The 21,342-nt window shown below is 40.6% G+C and carries 20 protein-coding genes; 10 read left to right on the top strand and 10 right to left on the bottom strand.

Features of this window, described 5'->3' with window-relative positions:
- Positions 1 to 212 precede the first annotated feature (212 nt).
- Positions 213 to 1,739, top strand: coding sequence for a TerC family protein (locus F946_RS16315; protein WP_004984799.1), 1,527 nt, complete (start codon positions 213 to 215; stop codon positions 1,737 to 1,739).
- A 246-nt stretch (positions 1,740 to 1,985) separates the two neighbouring features.
- A complete protein-coding gene (locus F946_RS16310; RefSeq protein ID WP_004984797.1) occupies positions 1,986 to 2,717 on the top strand; it encodes a hypothetical protein in 732 nt (243 codons plus the stop codon).
- Between the two features lie 24 nt (positions 2,718 to 2,741).
- Here F946_RS16310 and thiM read toward each other — a convergent pair whose 3' ends face one another.
- The 3 genes from thiM to F946_RS16295 all read right to left on the bottom strand — a co-directional run bounded on the left by thiM (position 2,742) and on the right by F946_RS16295 (position 5,230).
- Positions 2,742 to 3,617, bottom strand: coding sequence for a hydroxyethylthiazole kinase (gene thiM / locus F946_RS16305; protein ID WP_004984795.1), 876 nt, complete (start codon positions 3,615 to 3,617; stop codon positions 2,742 to 2,744).
- An 11-nt stretch (positions 3,618 to 3,628) separates the two neighbouring features.
- Complete coding sequence (locus tag F946_RS16300; RefSeq protein WP_035327309.1) at positions 3,629 to 4,786, bottom strand: hypothetical protein; 1,158 nt, start codon at positions 4,784 to 4,786, stop codon at positions 3,629 to 3,631.
- A 186-nt stretch (positions 4,787 to 4,972) separates the two neighbouring features.
- Positions 4,973 to 5,230 (bottom strand): hypothetical protein, encoded by a 258-nt coding sequence (locus tag F946_RS16295; RefSeq protein ID WP_004984791.1) that lies wholly within the window; start codon positions 5,228 to 5,230, stop codon positions 4,973 to 4,975.
- A gap of 424 nt (positions 5,231 to 5,654) precedes the next feature.
- Between F946_RS16295 and pepN the strand changes: the two genes are divergently transcribed.
- Together pepN and F946_RS16285 are read left to right on the top strand one after the other, a co-directional pair.
- Positions 5,655 to 8,264 carry an aminopeptidase N gene (gene pepN, locus F946_RS16290; RefSeq protein ID WP_004984789.1) on the top strand — a complete coding sequence of 870 codons (2,610 nt, stop codon included), beginning with the start codon at positions 5,655 to 5,657 and terminating at the stop codon, positions 8,262 to 8,264.
- Between the two features lie 247 nt (positions 8,265 to 8,511).
- Positions 8,512 to 8,727 carry a hypothetical protein gene (locus F946_RS16285; protein WP_004696898.1) on the top strand — a complete coding sequence of 72 codons (216 nt, stop codon included), beginning with the start codon at positions 8,512 to 8,514 and terminating at the stop codon, positions 8,725 to 8,727.
- Positions 8,728 to 8,793: 66 nt separating this feature from the next.
- Here the strand turns inward: F946_RS16285 and F946_RS16280 are convergent, their stop codons facing one another.
- The gene (locus tag F946_RS16280) at positions 8,794 to 9,237 is read right to left on the bottom strand and encodes a universal stress protein (RefSeq protein ID WP_004696899.1); all 444 of its coding nucleotides are present in this window, start codon (positions 9,235 to 9,237) and stop codon (positions 8,794 to 8,796) included.
- An 85-nt stretch (positions 9,238 to 9,322) separates the two neighbouring features.
- Positions 9,323 to 9,766 carry a universal stress protein gene (locus tag F946_RS16275; protein ID WP_004696902.1) on the bottom strand — a complete coding sequence of 148 codons (444 nt, stop codon included), beginning with the start codon at positions 9,764 to 9,766 and terminating at the stop codon, positions 9,323 to 9,325.
- Between the two features lie 302 nt (positions 9,767 to 10,068).
- On the opposite strand from F946_RS16275, the gene F946_RS16270 reads away from it, so the two are divergent.
- The 3 genes from F946_RS16270 to F946_RS16260 all read left to right on the top strand — a co-directional run bounded on the left by F946_RS16270 (position 10,069) and on the right by F946_RS16260 (position 12,072).
- On the top strand, positions 10,069 to 11,082 hold the full coding sequence (locus F946_RS16270) for an alpha/beta hydrolase (RefSeq protein WP_004984787.1): 1,014 nt from the start codon (positions 10,069 to 10,071) through the stop codon (positions 11,080 to 11,082).
- Positions 11,083 to 11,164: 82 nt separating this feature from the next.
- A complete protein-coding gene (locus F946_RS16265) occupies positions 11,165 to 11,509 on the top strand; it encodes a DMT family transporter (protein ID WP_026056386.1) in 345 nt (114 codons plus the stop codon).
- Positions 11,510 to 11,514: 5 nt separating this feature from the next.
- The gene (locus F946_RS16260; RefSeq protein WP_004696906.1) at positions 11,515 to 12,072 is read left to right on the top strand and encodes a TetR/AcrR family transcriptional regulator; all 558 of its coding nucleotides are present in this window, start codon (positions 11,515 to 11,517) and stop codon (positions 12,070 to 12,072) included.
- 67 nt (positions 12,073 to 12,139) lie between these two features.
- On the opposite strand, the gene F946_RS16255 is transcribed toward F946_RS16260, so the two are convergent.
- From F946_RS16255 to aceR, 4 genes are all read right to left on the bottom strand, one after another.
- On the bottom strand, positions 12,140 to 13,315 hold the full coding sequence (locus F946_RS16255) for a benzoate/H(+) symporter BenE family transporter (RefSeq protein WP_004984784.1): 1,176 nt from the start codon (positions 13,313 to 13,315) through the stop codon (positions 12,140 to 12,142).
- A gap of 125 nt (positions 13,316 to 13,440) precedes the next feature.
- Complete coding sequence (gene leuE / locus F946_RS16250) at positions 13,441 to 14,091, bottom strand: leucine efflux protein LeuE (protein WP_004696909.1); 651 nt, start codon at positions 14,089 to 14,091, stop codon at positions 13,441 to 13,443.
- 70 nt (positions 14,092 to 14,161) lie between these two features.
- Positions 14,162 to 15,148: a transaldolase gene (gene tal, locus F946_RS16245; protein ID WP_004984782.1), complete on the bottom strand. Its 987-nt coding sequence runs from the start codon at positions 15,146 to 15,148 to the stop codon at positions 14,162 to 14,164.
- A 92-nt stretch (positions 15,149 to 15,240) separates the two neighbouring features.
- On the bottom strand, positions 15,241 to 16,128 hold the full coding sequence (gene aceR, locus F946_RS16240) for an HTH-type transcriptional regulator AceR (RefSeq protein ID WP_004984780.1): 888 nt from the start codon (positions 16,126 to 16,128) through the stop codon (positions 15,241 to 15,243).
- A gap of 99 nt (positions 16,129 to 16,227) precedes the next feature.
- On the opposite strand from aceR, the gene aceI reads away from it, so the two are divergent.
- On the top strand, positions 16,228 to 16,653 hold the full coding sequence (aceI, locus tag F946_RS16235; protein WP_004984778.1) for a chlorhexidine efflux PACE transporter AceI: 426 nt from the start codon (positions 16,228 to 16,230) through the stop codon (positions 16,651 to 16,653).
- Between the two features lie 217 nt (positions 16,654 to 16,870).
- Entirely contained in the window at positions 16,871 to 17,986 is a 1,116-nt protein-coding gene (locus F946_RS16230) for an OmpW/AlkL family protein (protein ID WP_004984775.1), read from the top strand.
- A gap of 129 nt (positions 17,987 to 18,115) precedes the next feature.
- Here F946_RS16230 and F946_RS16225 read toward each other — a convergent pair whose 3' ends face one another.
- On the bottom strand, positions 18,116 to 19,633 hold the full coding sequence (locus tag F946_RS16225) for an acetyl-CoA C-acetyltransferase (protein ID WP_004984773.1): 1,518 nt from the start codon (positions 19,631 to 19,633) through the stop codon (positions 18,116 to 18,118).
- Between the two features lie 240 nt (positions 19,634 to 19,873).
- On the opposite strand from F946_RS16225, the gene F946_RS16220 reads away from it, so the two are divergent.
- Positions 19,874 to 21,265 carry a 3-oxoacyl-ACP reductase gene (locus F946_RS16220; RefSeq protein ID WP_004984771.1) on the top strand — a complete coding sequence of 464 codons (1,392 nt, stop codon included), beginning with the start codon at positions 19,874 to 19,876 and terminating at the stop codon, positions 21,263 to 21,265.
- Positions 21,266 to 21,342: the final 77 nt, after the last annotated feature.

Here is a 21,342-nt window from a genome sequence, read left to right as displayed (position 1 = left end):
TTTCGAACAGTGATTTCGATATTTTTATGTATTTTTTGCATAATAAGTGGTCGAATATTAAAATTTTGTTAAAAACCATAAAAAAATTATTACAAGCCAAACATCTCAGGCATAATTATTTCATCTTTAGTTGAACAGGTCACAAATATGGATCCGTCGCCGTGCAGGTCTATGCTTTTAAAACAGAAACATAATTCTGGGGTAATGAAATAATGGAATTTTTATTAGATCCGGGAATATGGGTAAGTTTACTTACGCTTATTATATTAGAAATTGTTTTAGGTATTGATAACCTAGTCTTTATTGCCATTTTGGCTGAAAAACTTCCTCCTGAGCAACGCGATAAAGCGCGTGTCATTGGTCTGTCGCTTGCACTTTTAATGCGTTTGGGCTTGTTGTTTATCATCACTTGGTTAGTCACGTTGACCCGACCTCTGATTACTGTCTTAGATTGGACATTCTCTGGGCGAGATCTGATTCTTTTATTTGGTGGCTTGTTCCTAGTCTATAAAGCCGTTACCGAATTGCATGAAAAAATTGAAGGTAAGCCCGAAGTTAAGTTGACCACCAATGTGGTCTACGCAGGTTTCACCGCAGTTGTGGCACAGATTGTGATCCTTGACGCGGTGTTCTCACTGGATTCGGTGATTACCGCGATTGGTATGGTCGACAACATTAATGTGATGATGGTGGCTATGGTCGTTGCCATGGTGGTCATGCTGTTGGCGTCAAAACCATTAATGACTTTTGTAAATCGTCATCCGACTGTGGTCATATTGTGTTTAAGCTTCTTACTGTTGATTGGTATCAGCCTGATTGCGGAAGGTTTCGGCTTCCACATTCCTAAAGGTTATATCTATTCGGGTATTGGTGTTGCCATTGCGATTGAAGCCTTTAACCAGTTTGGTGAGCGTAATGCGGCAAAACATGAAGCGAAAATTCCACTGCGTCATCGTACTGCGGATTCTATTTTAAAACTCATGGGTGGCAAACTCCAAGCTGAAGACCCTGATCAGCTTCAAGCACAAGAAACTTTTGCGGATGAAGAACGTTATATGATTGGCGGTGTACTGACATTGGCTGAACGTTCAGTCGCGTCGATCATGACACCGCGTAGTCAAATTTCGTGGGTCAATCTTGATGATTCACCTGAGAAAATTCGTGAACAGGTATTGTCTGTACCGCACAGTTTATTTCCAGTGTGCCGCGGTAGCTTGGATAAAGTGATCAGTATTGCGCGCGCCAAAGAATTGCTCGATGTCTTAGATGATGAAGAGCAATTGAAAGACCTGATCAAACGTCATCGTCCAATTTACATTTTTGAAAAAATGAAAGTCATTGATGCGATAAATACGCTAAGAACGTCTAAAGGTTCATTGGTTTTGGTGAGCGATGAGTTTGGCAATGTGCAAGGGCTCGTTTCACCGCTTGACGTATTTGAAGCGATTGCTGGTGAATTCCCCGATGCCGATGAGCAACTTGATTTGGTGAAGATAGATGATCAGACGTGGAAGGCGACAGGCATGCTGGATTTATATCAGCTTGAACTGGAACTAGGGATGATCGATTTGGTTGAAGAAGATGCAGGCTATATCAGTGTTGCTGGTTTAATCCTGGATAAAACCCACGGTGATGTACACGTTGGGACTCAACTGGACTACCGTGGTGTTCACTTTGAAGTACTTGAATTAGATTCAAACCGAATTAAGACAGTCAATATCACCTATCGTACTGCTTAATCATTACAAAAATAGATTGTGATAAAAAAATGTCAGTTTCGCGCTGGCATTTTTTCTGCTTATAAAATAAGCGCTATGCACCTAAATAAAAAGCAGTTATTCTATGCTCGCAATTGGGCTGTCGTATTTGGTCCTTGAAATTACCTGTTTGGTGAAGACAGTTTTTTCTATCCCTGTGATCATCAAAGCATTGCATTTAGACTATAGCAGTAAAACAAGTGATCAAAATAAGAACGGAAACACTTCATGCAACTTATGGAAAAGGTCGTTGATTTTAAAAAGCTTTCAGTAGAGAAAAAACAAGTACTATTTGAAGAGCTTGAAAATTTTGATCGACAAATTTTCCCAAATGCAATCCCAGCAGAACTGCATCAATTGTTGTATAACCCTGATGTAGTGGCATTACCAATTATTCGTTTTTATCATCGCGGAAAAGTAGTTGGGCAAAATATTATTGCCATCTTGAAGCTTAAGACAGCGCATCAACCTTTATATATTCTTAGCTCGCGTGCCGCTTTTTTAACTGATTACCGAAATCAAAACAGAACACTTTTATCTGCAATTCGAGTAACTTTAGGTTATCGTTTAAAATATCCCACGCGTCAGTTATGGTTTGTTTCGAGTTTGATGCAGCCAAAAGTATATCGGCTTTTTGCTTCACGTTCAAAACGCTTTTATCCACGTGCAGAAGTGCCAATGCCTGAGGATTATTTACAGGTACTTGATCTAATGCAAAACCGTCATGTGAATGTGCAACAGCGCAGTGATGATGTGTTTGTGCATCCTTGTGTACTGCCACAGACCACGCCTGAACAATTGATTCGGCTTCGAAATCGAGCCAGTCGTCATATCAACTTTTATATGCAACATACGCCTGATTATTTTATTGGTATGGGCTTAATATGTATCTGTAAATTAGATGTGCTGACTCTGCTGGAAGCAGCGATGAACGTGTTTTTAGGGCGAGAAGTTGCCTAAGCAGAAACTCTCGCCATACTTTATTTAGGCTGAGGTACGGATAAGTTGTATATCCGTATATTCATAAATGGTTTCAGCTTTCATTTGATGAATGTGATCCATAAACGCTACATTAAAACTGCCTGTGCTTTGGCTTTGGGTATAAGCAAGTTGCCCAGCAATGGCAAAGTGGACATGGGCAGACAGCGCTGCAATGACAGGATTAGTGACTGCGCTATAGGCTGCGATCAATGCACCAAGGGCGCAACCCGTAGCAGTAACTTTAGGTTGTAAATGTGAACCACCATTGACTTGGATCACAGCATCAAGCTGTTTCGAGAGAATGTAGTCAGACTCACCAGAAATAGCAATGACTTCAGCCTGCGCTAAAAGTGTTTTTGCTTGATGGTAAACATCAGCACTGCTTGCAGTACTATCAACGCCTTTGGTTTCGATCTGGTTTCCCGCAAGTGTGCTGATTTCCGATGCATTGCCACGAATAACGGTGGGTTGAAAAGCTAAAAGCTGATCTACCATTTCAGAGCGCCATTTTAAAAATGGCCCATATCCTACAGGGTCTAATACCCAAGGTATGTTTTGCTGCTGCGCGGTTTGTGCCGAGATTTGCATGGCTTGCATTTGTTCAGAGGTTGGCGTACCTAGGTTAATACTGAGTGCTGCACTAATGCGTGTGAAACTTTCCGCTTCAAAGGGATTATCAATCATCGCAGGAGAGGCCCCCGCAGCCAATAAAACGTTGGCTGTATAGTTGGCAGCAACACTGTTGGTGATACATTGCACCAAAGGTTGTTGCGTTTGCAGGGCAGTCCAAGCTTCAGCAACATATGCCACCAAGACATCGGTTTGGTCTTGAATCGATTGTTTTGTGTTAAGCAAGGACAGGTCTAAAAGCTGGGTCATAGTGGGTGCCCTTATTTGGTGAAATAGTGGTCTTGATGCTTACATTTACGACAAAATAAAGTCACATATTGGTCAGCATCATAATCTACTGTGAGCTCATTTGACCCACAGTACATACAGCGTTTTTGTGAATAGAAGCTTAAACGCGGCTCAATTTTTTGCCATGAACGAGAGACAGGCTGGAAGAAAATAGCTTCGTCATAGCCTAAAAAGCGGAAAAATAAGACTTCGCTCATTTTGCTGAATGGTAGGTTATGCGGTCGAGGCAGCGTTGAAGTTTCCCATTTTTCAGCCACACTGCGTTCACGGTATTGTTGTAAAGTTTTTTTCAACAAATTGGTGTTGATGAAGTTTTCATTTCTGGGTTGTAAGGCTTTACGTTCATATAAATACTCCAATGCAGTTTGGATTAAATAATAAATTTGTCCGACCGCGAGTACATCGAGTAAACGATAACAAAACACTTGGAAACTATTATTTCCTGCAATTTGAATGCCCCAAGTACGGCAGTAAAACTGCATAAATTGGATAATTTCCTGATAGAGCAATTGGTACAAGGCATTTTTGACTTCATCCGCAGTCTTAAAAGGCACACCAAGGCTAAGATTTTCATAAAACCAATAACGTAACTGCTGCGTCACACTAAATAGGCTGGGTTCAGAATAGCCGTCCAAACGCACATTAATATAATACTGGTGGGCTTCACTGGCAAAATCTTTGGCAACGAGGATCTGTTCTTTTACCAGTTGTTTGACGAGGCTATTTTGAAACAGATAATTGGGGGTGATGCTAAAATATTTGATCTGTTCCCAATCAATAAACTCTTGATGTTGGGTATGTTCTTGTGCGTAGTCATCTAACAGGGACAATAAAAATAATTTATGCATAAAACTGAGTTGACCCAGTTCAAACTCATAAATGTCCTTGGTTTTGGATTTACGCTGTTCTTGCTGACGAGTTTCTTTCAATATTTTTTTGCGCTGTGCTAAGCAACTGTCGCAGTGGCAATTTAGATTTGAATTGCTAAAAACACGATGTTGGCAGTGGCTACATTCATGAAAGTTAATTTCTTTGTCGTATTGTTCAGCATCCACCCAAAACATGGCCGCCTGACAAAGTGGACAAGGCGTGCTTTCATCAAGTTGTTTGTGCAAAATTTGAAGCGACATAAGATGAATTTGAGACTCAGGATTTTCTCAAATTATACACGCTAAAATTTCAGAAAGGCGTTGTAAATTGCAGTGTAATTGAACAAGCAGAGGTGCTTTGTAAACGCTAGACGGGTGAAGCAACGCAGTGGCGAATATAGGGCAAAAAAAATACGGCATGCACCGTATTTTTTGTAGAAGTAGAATTTAAACGGGGCAAGGTAGAGAGTCATCTTCCATACCTAATTTTTTAGCTTCAATCATGGCTTGAACTTTTTTGCTCGGCAACTTTTTACTCCCTAGTGTGTCGTAGTGATTTAAAATGCTACTGACATCGTGTGCTTGTAAAGGCATTCCTTCACAGCTCATGAACAGGGCAATGACTTTATGATCAATTTTTGCAGCATGCATTGCTTGCAGCATTTTTATATTTTCGACGCGGACGGTATGGTCTTTTAAGTACATCTCACACCTCTATTTGTTTTGCTTAGGTTTTATCATGCGCTATGCATATCTAGATACAAGCAAAAACTGTGCACAAAATGTAGCCGATTTGAAAATTAAGTTAGATATTTGAAAAGAGCTGGCTTTATATCTTATCGATGTCTTTAAGTTTCTCAGCGTTTGAATGGTAGAGAGCTAATGGCACTGTGCAAGTCTAAAGGCTGGTGCAAATATTGCTAGACAAGCACGGCACGATGTGAGGAGTTGTTTGTTTATTATTCACTTGGTGCAGTCATATGCGCGGGATAAGAACAATAGAATTGAAAAGCCTGTTCAACGTGCCCATATAAATATCATTCAACATACACAGACAGTACGGCAAACTTGTCGTATGATCAAAACATACACAATATAAAGCTGTAGACCAATAGCATTAGGACATGACATGAATATTGCGGCAAATCCAATTATTGAAGCAGATCAAACCGTCTATTTAAAAGACTATCAAAAACCATCTTTTTTAGTAGATAGCATTCACCTCGATATTCAAGTCTATGATGAGCATAGCAAAGTTGATGCTGTACTGGAGCTGACGCGCCAAACTGAGGGTGATTTGGTTTTACTCGGTCGTGATTTAGAGCTGAAAAGTTTAGTGCTGAATGGTCAGCAACTTAGCCAAGAGCAATATGTGCTTGATGCAGAGCAGTTGGTGATTCGTAATGCACCAAATCAGATCAAGCTTGAGACATCGGTGATCATTCATCCTGAGTCAAATACACAACTTGAAGGCTTATACCAAGCCGCATCAGATTTGTTTGTTACCCAAAATGAGCCTGAAGGATTCCGTAAAATTACCTTTTACCCGGACCGTCCTGATGTCCTTTCAGTCTTTACCACACGTGTAGAAGCTGACAAAAAATATCCAGTGCTCCTTGCCAATGGTAACTTGATTGAAGCGGGCGAGGCAGGCGAAGGTCGTCACTATACCATTTGGCAAGATCCAACCAAAAAACCAGCGTATTTGTTTGCTTGTGTGATTGGTGATTTGGCTGTTTTAAAAGACCGTTATGTGACCTCTGAAGGCCGTGATGTGGCTTTGGAAATATATGCCGAAGAAAAAGATATTCCGAAATGTCATATTGCGATGGAAGCCTTAAAGCATTCAATGCGTTGGGATGAAGAACACTATGGTCGTCCCTATGATTTAGACAACTATATGATTGTGGCTACCAGTGCTTTCAACATGGGTGCGATGGAAAATAAAGGTCTCAACATTTTTAATACGTCATGTGTTTTGGCAGATGAAGAATATACGACAGATGCCGCGATCATGCGTGTACAGTCGGTCATTGCCCATGAATACTTCCATAACTGGACAGGTAACCGCATTACTTGCCGTGATTGGTTCCAATTGTGTTTAAAAGAAGGCTTAACGGTTTTCCGTGATCAATCTTTCTCAGAAGATTTGCAGTCGGCTGCGGTTCAACGTATTGACGACGTTGCGGTACTCAAAGCGCATCAGTTCCCAGAAGATTCAGGCCCATTGTCTCATCCACCGCGTCCAGACCATTTTGTGGAAATCAATAACTTCTATACTGCAACGGTCTATGAAAAAGGTGCGGAAATTAACCGCATGATGGCAACCTTATTAGGCAAAGAAAAATTCCGTAAAGGAACCGATGAATACTTTGAACGCCATGATGGTCAAGCTGTGACAGTTGAAGACTGGGTAGCCGCTTTAACCGCAGGTTCAGGCATAGATTTGTCCAACTTCTTAACATGGTATAACCAACCGGGTACACCAAAGTTAGAAGCTGAAGGTCATTATAATGCTGCTGCGCAAACCTATACTTTAAACTTTAAGCAAAGTTTAAAAGCACATCCTAAGTATCCGAACCTAAAAGCTGTTCCAATCCCTGTCGCTTTAGCGCTGTTCGATGCTGCAACAGGTGAGCAATTGGTTTTAAACTCAGACAGTTTATTTGAAAATGCAGTCAAAGACGGCGTGTATCTTTTTGATCAAGACCAAGCCAGCATTGTGTTTAGCGGTTTAAGTGCGAAACCTGTCGTGTCATTACTGCGTAATTTTTCTGCGCCCGTCAATTTAGAATTTAACTATACCGATGAAGATTTGGCGTTCCTGATTCAATACGAAACCAATGGTTTTAACCAATGGCAAGCGACGCAAACCTTACTTGAGCGTATTTTACTCAATGGTCATGATGCGCATATTTATATTCAAGCCATTAAAAACACGCTACCAGATCTCGTTGAACAAGATCCACTCTTGGCATCACGTTTATTTGATGTACCAAGCGAAGGTTATTTGGGTAGTCGTATCGACACTGACTACGAACCAGCGAAGATTAAAGAACAGCGTAATGCTTTAATTGAAAAACTGGCACGTGAGTTAGGTGATTTCTGTAAAGACACGTATTTGGCTTTAGACCCAGATTTGCAAAAAGAGTTCTCACAAGCCATGGGAGTCCGTGCGCTAAAAAACATCATGCTCAGTATGATGGCACGTCAAGGTGATGAAACCGCTTTTGAACTGGCATATCAGCAATATGAAGCTACAGCCAATATGTCTGAACGTTTAGGTGCCCTACGTGTCTTGGTTTGGAATGATGCACCGCAAGCAGAAGCGGCTTTACATGATTTTTATCAACGTTTTAAAGATGAGGCTTTGTCACTAGATCAGTGGTTCACACTTCAAGCGGCACATCCTTGTGCTACGACGGAAACCATTCAATACCTCACTTCACATGCCGATTATGATTTGGGCGTGCCGAACCGTATTCGTTCAGTGAGCGGTGGCTTAAATGCAAACCCAGTGAACACATGGAGTTTTGGTGTGGATCATTTTATTGGACTAGCAAAATATTTAGATGAGAAAAACCCAATAGTTGGTTCTCGTTTACTTCAGGTTTTGTCACGTTGGTACACATTGGCAGAGCCACAGCGTAGCGAAGTGAAAGCAAAGCTTGAGGCTTTAAAACCACAAGTGAAATCTAAAAATGTCAGTGAGACTTTGAGTAGCATGTTAAGTATTTAAGTGATCTACGCATAAAAAAAGCCAGTCTACTGACTGGCTTTTTTTATGCAAACTGAAGAATGACAGCATGAAGAGCTCACATTGGTATTTTTCTAAATAATGAACATTCATGTGAATAGTGTGAAATGAATCGCATTTTATGGGTATAATGTTATGGCATAACAGATGATTAGCTCAATATTCTGTATTTTTTTCGGCTTATGTATACAGGCTATTGGGCAGACAAACATGTAGAGTGTAAACAGATATGTTAGTTAAAATTGAAGATGGGTTTTATTTAAATACCGTTCATATTATTGCTATTCGTATTGCGAAAAGTGCTGAACTGGGAACATTTCAAGTCAATGTTGAGTATAGCCCGCATAACCATCAGGCTTCGGGTTTATTTCAAAAAACTTTTATGCAACAGTCGGCAGCAGAGCATTATTTGCAAAATTTGCATCAGCAGATTAGTAAAAGCTAATGAAGTGAACGAGTTCTGCTAAACAAAAAAGACTGCTTTGGCAGTCTTTTTTGTTTAAAACAATACTTAAACTTTTACGATCAGCACAGGTATCGGAGACTGTGTGAGAACATTTTGCGCCACACTACCTAACATCATCTTTTTAAAGCCTGTACGGCCATGTGAGCCCATCAAAATCAGGTCTGCACCGACTTCATCGGCCACATGAATAATACCTTCAGAAGGAGAGATGCCGCGAATCACTTTGGTATCCACCTCAATTTCATCACGGTCAAATGAGAGCTTTACTTCGGCTAAACGGTCTTGAGCGACTTTTTCAGCATGTAGGAAATAGTCGGTGATGGCTGGTGCAACTTTATAGAAGTCGACACCGACAAATGGATCGACCGCAATCACACTCATGAGCGTTACACGACTATTTAAATCTTTGGCTAACTCAAGTGCTTGTTCAACAGCAGCATAAGACATCGGGGATTCATCGACGGCAACCAAAATGTGTTTGTAGCTCATTATTTTCTCCTTAAGGGTACGTCTTTTTGCGGATCATTTTGCAGTACATGCGAAATCAGCTCACATAAAGACGCGTTATGGTTGATTAAGCTTTAACAATGAGAACTGGGAGCTCAGTAGACTTGAGAACATCTTGAGCAAAGCTGCCTAATAGGAATTTTTGAAAGCCTTTACGGCCATGTGAACCCATCACAATCAAGTCATTTTTTAGTGAAGCAGCCGCTTCGACCACAGCATCCTCAGAGACTTCACCTTTGATGATTTTAGACTGAGCTGTCACACCTTGTTCTTGTGCAATTTGAACTGCATCCTGAAGGGCTTTCTCAGCATTGTTATAGGCTTGTATGAAATAGTCTTTCATGATTGGAGACGTATAGTAAAAATCAGCATCTTTGAGAGGGTCTTCAGCAACTAAGCTAATCAATGTGAGTTGACTGCCAAAAACTTTGGCAATTTCAGCCGCTTGTTTCACCGCAGAAAAAGAAATTTGTGAACCGTCAACAGGGACTAAAATATGTTGGTAAGCCATCAGAGGGACTCCTTTTTGTATAAGATTTAGTTCTTAATTTATTGATAACACACTGCCATTAAATGTTCAATTTTGATCGGGCTAAAAATTGAAAATTCATGAAATTTAAAGAAAATAATTCAAAAAAAAGCCAATTTACGTGTCCAAAATCTTGAGTAAAAAACTCAAGTTTCAGATTTAAAGCGATATTCTTTAAAAGATACTTCTGGTGTTTAAATGAGGCTGAAATGAGATCTGTTTAATCATGCGGTGTGATAAAGATTGTATTAGAATCATTTGAAAAAAGGGTGGAGCCGAACAGTATGATTTTTCAACCAATAATAAAAGTACTTAGTACTGTTTTCATGATTGTGCTATTGAGCGCGTGTCAAAGTGTAGAAAAGAACACCAAACTGATTGCGGGTACATTTAACACAGCAACCAGTATTCAAATGAAAATGCTGGATCGTTTTGCTCCTCCCGATGTCATCGTACATAATAATATTCCATATCAAGCTAGTCCTGAGCTGAATGTTGACATCTATCAACCCAAAAATATTGAACAATTAAATGCAGTGCCCACGGTGGTTTGGATTCATGGCGGCGGATGGGTTTCGGGCTCAAAAGAGCATGCGCGAGGTTATTTCAAACTTTTGGCCAATCAAGGCTTTAACGTGGTCTCTGTACAGTATCAGTTTGCACCTGAGGCTATTTATCCCACTCAGTTACAGCAAGTCGATCATGCACTGAATTTCTTACAATTGAATGCTGCTCAGTATCATATTAACCCGAACCAACTGTATCTAGCAGGAGACTCTGCTGGAGCCAATATTGCCAGTCATTATGCTGCGCTTTTGACGAATCCAACATTTGCTCAAGCATCCAATTTTAAGCCGAGTATTCAGCCGAAGCAGCTTAAAGGGCTAATTTTGCACTGTGGTATTTATGACTTATATCGCTTTGTGAATACAGCACCTGAGGAACTTAGGCTTATTGAATGGGGCGTCTATAACCTGGTTCAAGCTTATACGGGGGAGCGTAAAGAGGATGCAGCTTTTTTAAAGTCAATTTCAACCAGTGAACATATTACGTCACAGTATCCACCTGTATTTATCAGTGGGGGAAATAAAGACTTTTTAACCAAGAGCCAGTCTTTACCTTTCGTCGAGGTGTTGAAGCAGCATCAGGTTGCAGTGACGGAGGCTTTTTATCCAGACTCTAAGGAGTTTTTGGTGCATGAATATCAGTTCATGATGAGCAAACAAGCGAGTCAGATCACCTTTGATCGAACCATTGATTTTATAAAACAGACCTCAAGGTCGGCCGAAACAAAATAAAAAAGTATACAGAAAGACTTGTTTAGTTTTTGCTATTTTAATAACATACCGACCGTTCGGTATGTTTATTATTGAGTTCCTGATGAATCCTATATTAATGGCTTATGCTTTGCTGGCGATGGCAATTATTTCTGAAGTGATTGGTTCGACTTTTTTGGTAAAGTCGGAAGGTTTTACCAAGCTATTGCCTTCACTGGCGGTGGTGGTTTTATTTTCGTTGGCATTTTATTTATTGTCTCAAGTGATTAAAGTGATTCCATTGGGTATTGCTTATGCGATTTGGGCTGGTGTTGGTATTGTTTTAACCGCTCTGATTGGTTACTTTGTTTTCCGACAAAGCCTAGATTTCGCAGTAATGATCGGTATTGCACTGATTGTTTCTGGTGTGGTCGTAATTAACTTATTTTCAAACTCAACAGGGCATTAAGTTCGATGCAACAAGCAAGTCCACGTAAAAAGGCACCAGAACAGGTTCGCCAAAGTATCCTACAACATGCGATCTGTTTGGCTGCTGAAAAAGGTGTGACTGGGGTTTCCATACAAGCTGTGGCTGATTTGGTTGGTGTGAGTAAGGGCGGGGTTTTTCATCATTTTCCAAACAAACAAAAGCTACTTGAAGCGATGGTTGTGGAACAGCTTGAACAATTAGATCGTGTTGTTGATGAGTTGATTAGCCAAGACCGAGATCGTTTTGGTTGCTTTACCCGAGCCTATATCGAGATTACTTTGGAAAAGCAGGTACTAGGTTTAGAGCATTCTTGGTCAGCTATTTCGATGATTATGCTGACGGATCGTACCTTTAATGAGTATTGGATTGAGTGGCTAGAAAAACGTTTAGCGCGACATCAGGATACAGACAATGATTTGGAGCTTAAAATTCTACGCTATGCTGCGGATGGCATTTGGCTCACAGCATTTACTGAGGTGGAAAATTTGTCTGAGACGATGCAGCTTAAGCAAGAATTGATTCAACGAAGTTATCAGCATTAATTTTTCAAGTTAGCAATATTTGAAAATAAAAAAAGCACCCTCGATGGGTGCTTTTTTATATGAGGGCTTAAACTTTTTTGGCTTTAAACTTAAATATAAGCATAACTGCAAAACCAAAGAGTAGTCCCCAAAAGGCAGAACCAATGCCAAAGAACTGTACCCCAGATGCGCTGAATAAGAATGTCATGAGGGCTGCCTCACGGTCTGATACCGCTTCAAATGCAATCGCGATGTTATGACTAATCGTGCCAAACAAAGCAATACCAGCCAAAGCGGTAATAAAGATTGCAGGGAAAGACAGTAAAAGGCTGGTCAGGGTGGCTGCGAATAGTCCCATTAAGATGTAGAAGAAACCGCAGCTCATGCCCGCAATATAACGTTTTGATGGATCAGGGTGAACTTGTTCATCTAAACTGACAGCTGCACTAATTGCTGCGGTATTGACACTATAACAGCCAAAGGGTGCGAGTAAGGCTTGAGCGGTGCCCGTCCATCCAATCAGTTGATTGACGTGGGGGTTATAGCCATAGCTTTTAATCATGGCAATACCCGGTAAGTACTGCGATGCCATATTGATCACAAATAAAGGCAGCGCTAAACCTAAAATAGCAGACATACTGAACTCAGGTGCCATCCAAACAGGTTGCGCTAGGCTCCATGTGATTTGAGGAGTATGGAAGTCTAAGAACAATGGGCAGAGTAACAAGCCTGCAATCACTGTAATGACAATGCAATAACGTGGGGTAAGTCGCTTAGAAACAATATAAGCCGCCAGCATGGATAAAATAAAACCCCAATGGTCTTGCATACTGGCGAACAATGAAATACCAAACTTCAATAACACACCTGCCAGCATGGCATTGGTTAGGCTTTGCGGGATATACGTCAGTACTTTTTCAAAGATACCGAAAAAGCCCAAAATGGCAGTAACTAAACCACAGACCAAAAATGCGCCAATCGCTTCATGCAAACTATAACCACTGCCTGTCGCAATAATTAAGGCCAATGCTGCCGTAGACCATGAGGTCGATACAGGATATTTAAGTTTCCAAGATAAAAGCAGGCCACTCAAACCAATACCCAGACCTAAAGCCCAAAACCATGAGTTGATTTGCGCGGTATTTGCACCTAAGACTTGGGCGGACTGAATGACCAAGACTGAAGACACACTAATGCCAATGAGGAAGGTAATAAAACCTGCGAATACTGCTGGAACTGAGAAATCTTGAAATAATTTTTGCATGAAGATCAAAACATAATTTGAATGAGTGAAAATTACTATTGTTCAAGGATCATACGCTGGTTCTTGAAAAAGAAAACAGCACATGATGGGTTTTTTATCGAAAATAATGAGATTATTCACGAAAATTACAGTGTAGAAAGCGCCAGTTTTAAGCCGAAGCCACAAAACAGCAGACCGACAGTCGCCACCGCAACGGCTGCAACTTTAAACTGTCGGTTGAAATAGCTCGCCAACTTAATACCTGAAAAAATCAGGATACTAAGATAGGCCATACTGATGATTTGTAGAATAATGGAAAGTAAGGCAAAGCTCAGTGCTGGGTAAGCATAATTTGGGTCGACAAACTGTACAAAAAAAGACAGATAAAACAAAATGGCTTTTGGGTTTAAAAGGCTAATGGTCAGTGCTGAACGAAAAGGATGTAAGGTTTGTAATGTGCTCTGGTCTGTACTTGCTGCAAGCTGTTGTGGGCTGGAGTTCCACGTTTTGACTCCTGCAATCAAGAGTTTTATACCTAAGTATGACAGGTACAGCGCACCAACAATTTTTAATAAAATAAACAGCCAAGGAAAAGCATGTAAAAGAGATGCTGCACCCAGCACGGTACATAGAATGAGAATCAAATCGCCTGTGAAAACACCTAATGCACCCCAGTAACCTGTCTTAATACCAAATCGTGAGGCAATGGACATCACATAAAGAGAATTTGGGCCTGGCAAAATCACAATTAGAATTGTACCGATGATATAAGTACCGATGTCGATAATACCAAACACAACGTATTCTCAATAAAAAAGCCGATGTTGCATGATAACAAAATCGGCTTTTAAAAGAAGAAAAATCAAGTTAAGCTGAAATTTCTTCATCTAAACCAAAAGACTGACGTAACAGTGTGTTCAGTTGTTGACGAGCTTTAATAAATCCATCAATCCCCCCTTGTAGCAGTTGCGTTGCCATGAGGTCATGTTCAATTTGATCTCTAAACTCAGTTTCACCGAGTGCGTTAAGTGCAGTTGTCGCTGGTGCAATATCACTTGCTGACAGTTGTGCTTTGACTTCACGCGTGTCTTGTTCAAGTGCAGCCAATAAATTAGGTGCAACAGTCAGCAGGTCACAGCCAGCTAGTCCCAACACTTGGTCAATACTACGGAAGCTTGCGCCCATAATTTCTGTTTTAACCCCATGTGCTTTATAGAACTGGTAAATTTGCTTCACAGACAGTACGCCAGGGTCTTTTTCAACGGGATAGCTGTCCACGCCTTCGGCCTTTTTGTACCAATCTAAAATACGTCCAACAAAAGGTGAGATTAAAGTGACATTCGCTTCCGCACAAGCATGTGCTTGATGCACACCAAACAAAAGCGTTAAGTTGGTATGGATACCTTCAGCTTCCAGCACTTTCGCTGCTTGAATACCTGCCCATGTCGAAGCAATTTTAATTAAAATACGATCTTGATCTACGCCGTAGTTTTTATATAACGCCAGCAGCTCTTTGGCTTTTTCAATGGTGGCATTGGTATCATAAGACAGCGCGGCATCCACTTCTGTGGAAACACGACCCTCAATCAACTTGAGAATTTCAACACCAAATTTGACGGTAAGAATGTCGATTGTGCGTTCAATAAGTAAGTCATCTTCAAAGCCTTCCGCTTTGGCTTGAGCGAAAGCATCTTCAATCAACTCTTTATTTTCAGGTTGACTTGCAGCTGCTGTAATTAGAGAAGGATTGGTGGTTGCATCGAGCGGGCGAAATTGGTTAATCGCCGCTAAATCGCTACTGTCGGCAACAATGGTGGTTAAGCTTTTTAATTGGTTTAATGCGGTTTGTGTCATTGATCGTTCGTTCTTAAAGTTATTACCCGTAAATTATTTATAACACAAACTGCTTTTAACCCAAGTGGATTCGGACGTTTTAACAGCAGTAATTATACTTTTTTACGCTGATTTCGGATGTGTTGGATTAAAAAACGTGCAGCCGCGCCCAATTCACTTTCACGACTCCAGACCAAGTCCACAAAATATTCAAACTTTGGTGTGAAATCCAGCAAATCTAATATTTTGAGCTGCTTTTTGAGCTGAGGGTTTTCATTCAACATTTCTAAGGGTAAAACGCCCCAACCAAAGTTTTGCATGATTAAGGCGCAAGCAGAGTGATGGTTGTCTGTCCGCCAATACTGCTTGGAATACAGCAACTCTGGCTTAATGCTTTTATCACGACTGGCAACCACGATTTGACGGCTGTGTTGAATTTGTTCAAAACTGACTTGTGGAAATTGCGCCAGAATAAAATCTTTATTGGCGACGGGAACTAAAGTCTCGAGTTTTAATTCTACAAACTGTTCGCTGCTTTCCAGTTGCTCACGTTCAAACATCAGTGCCAGTTGTGCTGTGCCATTGAGTAACATTTTCTGCGCATCTTCTTGAGGTGCAGAAAAAATATTGATTTGTAGACTGGGAAATTCGGCTTCTAATATTGCGATGTAGTCGATCCATTGCATATGTAGAAGCTCAGATACCACTACAATGTTGAGCGAGGACTCCAAACCGTGGCTTAGGGCATAGGCATGTTGCTTCCATTGATTCATTTCGGTCAGCAGTTGCTCGGTCTTTTCATACAAGGTCAGGGCTTGCGCTGTTGCTGTGGGCTCACGTCCTTCGCGTAAGAAGAGTTGTAAGTTTAAGTCTATTTCTAAGTTAGCAATTGACATACTCACGGCCGATGGTACTTTACCCAACTTGCGTGCAGCAGCTGAAAATGAGCCTGACTCAATTACGGTTTTAAAAATAATAAGTTGCTCTTGATTGATATTCATAATTTCCTATCTTTCAGTTTTATTGAAAGAACCTAACTCGATTAATCAATATTATAAAAATAAAATAGCCAACATCCAATCATGAAAGAGTAATTAAAAATGTTGATTTCCAAAAGAAGGATTATTCATGCGCTCAGCTATGAAATCATCCTATTGGTGATCATTGCTGTTGCCTTAAGTTTCATATTCCATATGCCTTTAGAAGTCACAGGTGTACTCGGTATTGCCATGGCTGTCACTTCGGTCATATGGAATATGGTGTTTAACCATTTTTTTGAAAAGTTTGAAGCGAAAAGAAAGCTAAAAAGAACCATCGGTGTGCGTGTTCTTCACGCGATTGGTTTTGAAGGTGGTTTGATGTTTGCAACCATCCCAATGGTCGCATATGCAATGCAAATGAGTATTTGGCAAGCCATCGTGCTCGACTTTAGTTTAACCATGTGTATTTTGGTTTATACCTTTATTTTCCAGTGGTGTTATGACTGCCTAGAAGAACAGTTAGGCTACAAACCAAAATATCATTAATAATTAATTAAAAAATCCATTAATTAGTCATAAAGGCCTTATCTGATAAAGTAAGGCCTTTATTGATATTAAATACTTTATATTTTAACAAAAGATAAAAATTGATCACAATTTGATCATATAAATAACTCCATTTATTACATAACTTCTAAATATAAAAACAAAGAAGTGTTTTTATAAAACTTAATAAAAAATATATCGTACAAGGAGTTAGACGATGAAAATAGGCGCTTTAGTTGTATCTATAGCTTTACTGAGTGTTACACAGTCAGGCTTTTCAGCTACAGGTGGAAGTTTTAAACGGTTTTCTGTTTCTGCGGGGTGGTTACATGCTATGCCTCAAGGAAAGGCCAATCCATTTAATATTTCGACTCCAATTGCAAATGGTAGGAATGCAAATATTGGATCGGTCTCATTGAATGCTGTTGTTAATTCAATTGATCCTTCGGATGTAAATGCAGATGCTATGAAAAGTATTCTTAATATGCTTGGAGATATGTATAAAGAAAATCCGAACGAACCTGAATTGAGCCAGTTCTTTGAGTTAAAAAATGTGAATGGCACAGATGAGGTCTATTTAAAAGATGCTTTGTCAGGTAGTGCAGACTTATACGGTTTAGAACAATGGACAGCAGGGGGGAGTGGCCTTGAAGTTCAAGATGCAGATACGCTCGGTTTAATGATGAATTATTATGTAAATGATAATGTTTCATTACAGCTGATTGGAGGAATACCGCCAAAAGTCGATATTAAAGGAAAAGGAGAAATATTAGCGCCTATGTCAGGTATAGGCCATACAGGTATAGGTCTTGATTTGCCTTTAGCACAAGATATTCCAATTACAAATTTAGGAAGTAAGTCTAAAGTTGCGACAGTCCGTGCTTGGACTCCTGCATTTGAAGCACAATATCAGTTTGGTAAGTCTGGGATAAATAAATTCCGCCCATATGTTGGCTTAGGCATCATGTATGCACATTTTGGTAGCATTAAAGTGAATGGAGAAACCAAGGCTGACTTAGTGGCAGCAGGCCATATGATTCAAAATATTCTAGATGGGAAAGCTGGAGCCGCTCTAGATCGGGGGCAATCAAGTGCATCTCCTTATGTAAAAGTAAAATCTGAAGATGCCTTTGCTCCAATCGTAAGTCTTGGTGCAACATATGACATAACTTCTAATTGGTACGGCGTGGCGTCTGTTTCATATTCAAAATTAAATAATAAAACGACGATCGATGTTATAGATAGAAATACAGGAAATCGTTTAATTCATTCTTCTACTAAAATCGATATCGATCCTTTAATTACTTACCTTGGCGTAGGTTATCGTTTTTAATCTAATCAGCGAAAAAGCATTTAGGAATGCTTTTTCTAACCATCATGTTTCATTTCAGCTATAAAAAATAAAAAGACCCTTGGAAGTACAATTTCCAAGGGTCTTTTTTTCAAAAGTGAAAACAGTTAATTATTTTTCAATAATTGCCGTTACACCTTGGCCACCAGCAGCACAAATTGAAACCAGTACGCGACCTGAACCTTTTTGGTTGATCAGCTTCGCAGCAGTAGCAATGATACGGCCACCCGTTGCGGCAAATGGGTGACCTGCTGCAAGTGAAGAACCTTTTACGTTGAGTTTAGTACGGTCAACTGAACCGAGTGGAGCATCTAAACCTAAACGGTCTTTACAGAATTTTGGATCTTCCCAAGCTTTCAACGTTGAAAGAACTTGCGATGCAAATGCTTCATGAATTTCGTAGTAGTCGAAGTCTTGAAGTTTAATGCCAGCGCGCTCAAGCATACGTGGAACTGCATAAGCAGGTGCCATCAATAAGCCTTCTTTTTTCTCAACGAAATCAACAGCAGCCGTTTCTTGGAAGGTTAAGTAAGCAAGCACTTCGTGACCGTTTGCTTTGGCCCATTCTTCTGACGCTAAAAGCACACAAGATGCACCATCCGTAAGTGGGGTTGAGTTACCCGCGGTCATGGTACGCGCATCGCCTTTACCAAAAGCTGGTTTGAGCTTAGCAAGTTTTTCAACAGTAGAGTCAGCACGTAAGTTGTTGTCACGCTCTAAACCTAAGAATGGTGTGATTAGGTCATCGAAGAAACCTTCTTCGTAAGCCGCAGCCATTTTTTGGTGTGAAGATGCAGCAAGTTCGTCTTGTGCTTCACGTGCAATACCCCATTCAAGCGCAGTAATCGCTTGGTGATCACCCATAGAAAGACCTGTGCGTGGCTCACCATTTTTTGGCGCATCCATCAAGTCTTTTAGGTTGATTTTAGTTAAAGCTTTTAAACGGTCTTTACCCGTTTTTGCAATGTTGAGTTCAAGCAATGCTTTACGTAAACCATCACCAAATGCAATTGGTGCATCAGAAGTCGTGTCTACACCACCAGCCACACCCACTTCAATTTGGCCCAGTGCGATTTTGTTGGCAACTAAGAAAGCTGCTTGTAAGCCAGTACCACATGCTTGTTGAATATCGTAAGCAGGTGTTTCTGGTGCAAGTGCAGTGTTTAGTACACATTCACGGGTCATGTTAAAGTCACGGCTGTGCTTAAGAACAGCACCAGCAACAACTTCACCAAGACGTTGACCTTGAAGGTTAAAACGTTCAACAAGACCGTTTAGCGCTGCTGTGAACATATCTGTATTCGAAGCGGTGAAATATGCGCCATTTGAGCGAGCGAAAGGAATACGGTTACCACCGATAATAGCCACGCGGCGAACAGTGTTTTGACTCATGGTTTGATCCTGTTGAACAGCAGTTTGAGTTTTTGGTTTTGAAGCATTTGTAGAAGAAGCGGGGCTTTTACTACGAGTTGACGCAGCACGGGTGCGAGTCGGCTTAGTCGTATTATTTACTGATTGGGTTGTTGTGCCAGTACTTTTAGTTCTACGCGGTGTACTTTTTGATGTATTTGACACAGTTTCCGTAGCAGAATTTTCCACTGCTGGATTTTCTTGAGTTGTTTTGCTCATAAGGCTTTTCCAAGCATGTTAATCTATTCTTAGGGTGTACATTAGCATATTATAAAAAGGGCTGAATTGACTAGAATGACATTGCAACAGGCTTTCAGGTCAAGACATATCATCTATAACTCAAGTATGATTCTATAGAAACCGATGGAACTATTGAAATATAAGACTCTAGACATCACTTTGAAGTTAAAAGGATATCTTTGAATCCATCAACAATTAATTTGTATGAGAGATAAAAACATGACTGATCAATACCAAACTTTTGCAAAATCTCCGATTGGTAAATTTGTCATTAAAAATTTGGGTTTACCTGCACCAACTTTTTTAGACCGTTTTGAGTCGGCAACGCCTGTGATTAAAGGTGCTGTTTTACTGGGTGCAGCAGCAAACAGTTCATTATCAGGTGCAATTGCGCAAGTGTTGGCAAATGTTCATGCCAATAGCTATGCAGGTAACAATGCACAGTTACAACAAGTTGCGGCTCAAGTGGGCTTAAACTTAAGCGCATTTAATGCAGGCGACAAAGAGTCTAAATTCAAAGTTGTTATTTTTGATGCATCTGGCATTGAGTCATCAGAACAACTCAATGAGTTATATAACTTCTTTAACCCTATCGCACGTCAAGTGGCTGCTTCTGGTCGTGTGATTGTGGTAGGTACTACTCCTGAAACTGCGGGTAGCGTGAAAAAAGCGATTGCACAACGCGCGCTTGAAGGCTTCGTGAAGTCTGTCGGTAAAGAATTTAAAAAGGGGATTGCAGCACATTTGATTTATGTGGATGCAGGTGCAGAAGCAAATCTTGAGTCAAGTTTACGTTTTGCAGCATCTCCACGTTCTGCTTATGTCTCTGGTCAAGTGATTCGCGTATCTAAAGCTGATGTTGTAGATGTAGACTGGGCTAAACCATTGGCCGGTAAAACTGCTGTAGTGACAGGTGCGAGCCGTGGTATTGGTGAAGCGATTGCACATGTCTTGGCACGTGATGGTGCGCATGTGATTTGTTTAGATGTACCACAGCAGCAAGCAGATCTTGACCGTGTTGCAGGTGAGATCGGTGGTTCAACACTGGCGATTGATATCACTGCAAATGATGCTGGTGAGAAAATTAAAGCTGCGGCAGCTGCTCAAGGTGGTTTAGACATCATCGTGCATAACGCAGGTATTACTCGTGACAAAACTTTGGCAAATATGAAGCCTGAGCTTTGGGACTTGGTGATTAACATTAACTTGTCTGCAATTGAACGTGTAAATGATTATTTACTTGCGAATGATGGTTTAAATGCCAATGGTCGTATTGTTTGTGTATCATCTATTTCAGGTATTGCGGGTAACCTAGGTCAAACCAACTATGCTGTGTCGAAAGCAGGTGTCATTGGTGTAGTTAAATTTACTGCTCCAACGTTGACGAATGGCATTACTATCAATGCGGTTGCACCAGGTTTCATTGAAACGCAAATGACTGCTGCGATTCCATTTGCAATCCGCGAAGCGGGTCGCCGTATGAACTCGATGAGCCAAGGTGGCTTGCCTGTAGATGTTGCTGAAACTATTGCTTTATTTGCAGCGACAGCATCGACTGGTTTAAACGGCAACGTGGTACGCGTTTGTGGTCAAAGCTTGTTGGGTGCTTAATTTAAAAGCTTGAATTTATCTCTCCTTTAGAGGGGGATAGATTCTTTATATTATAAATGGGATGGCATTTCCCTCAT

Origin of the sequence: Acinetobacter johnsonii ANC 3681 (assembly GCF_000368805.1) — a bacterium.
Lineage (GTDB): Bacteria > Pseudomonadota > Gammaproteobacteria > Pseudomonadales > Moraxellaceae > Acinetobacter > Acinetobacter johnsonii.
The sequence above is the reverse complement of the archived record's forward strand: the minus strand, read 5'-3'. Positions and strand labels throughout refer to the sequence as shown.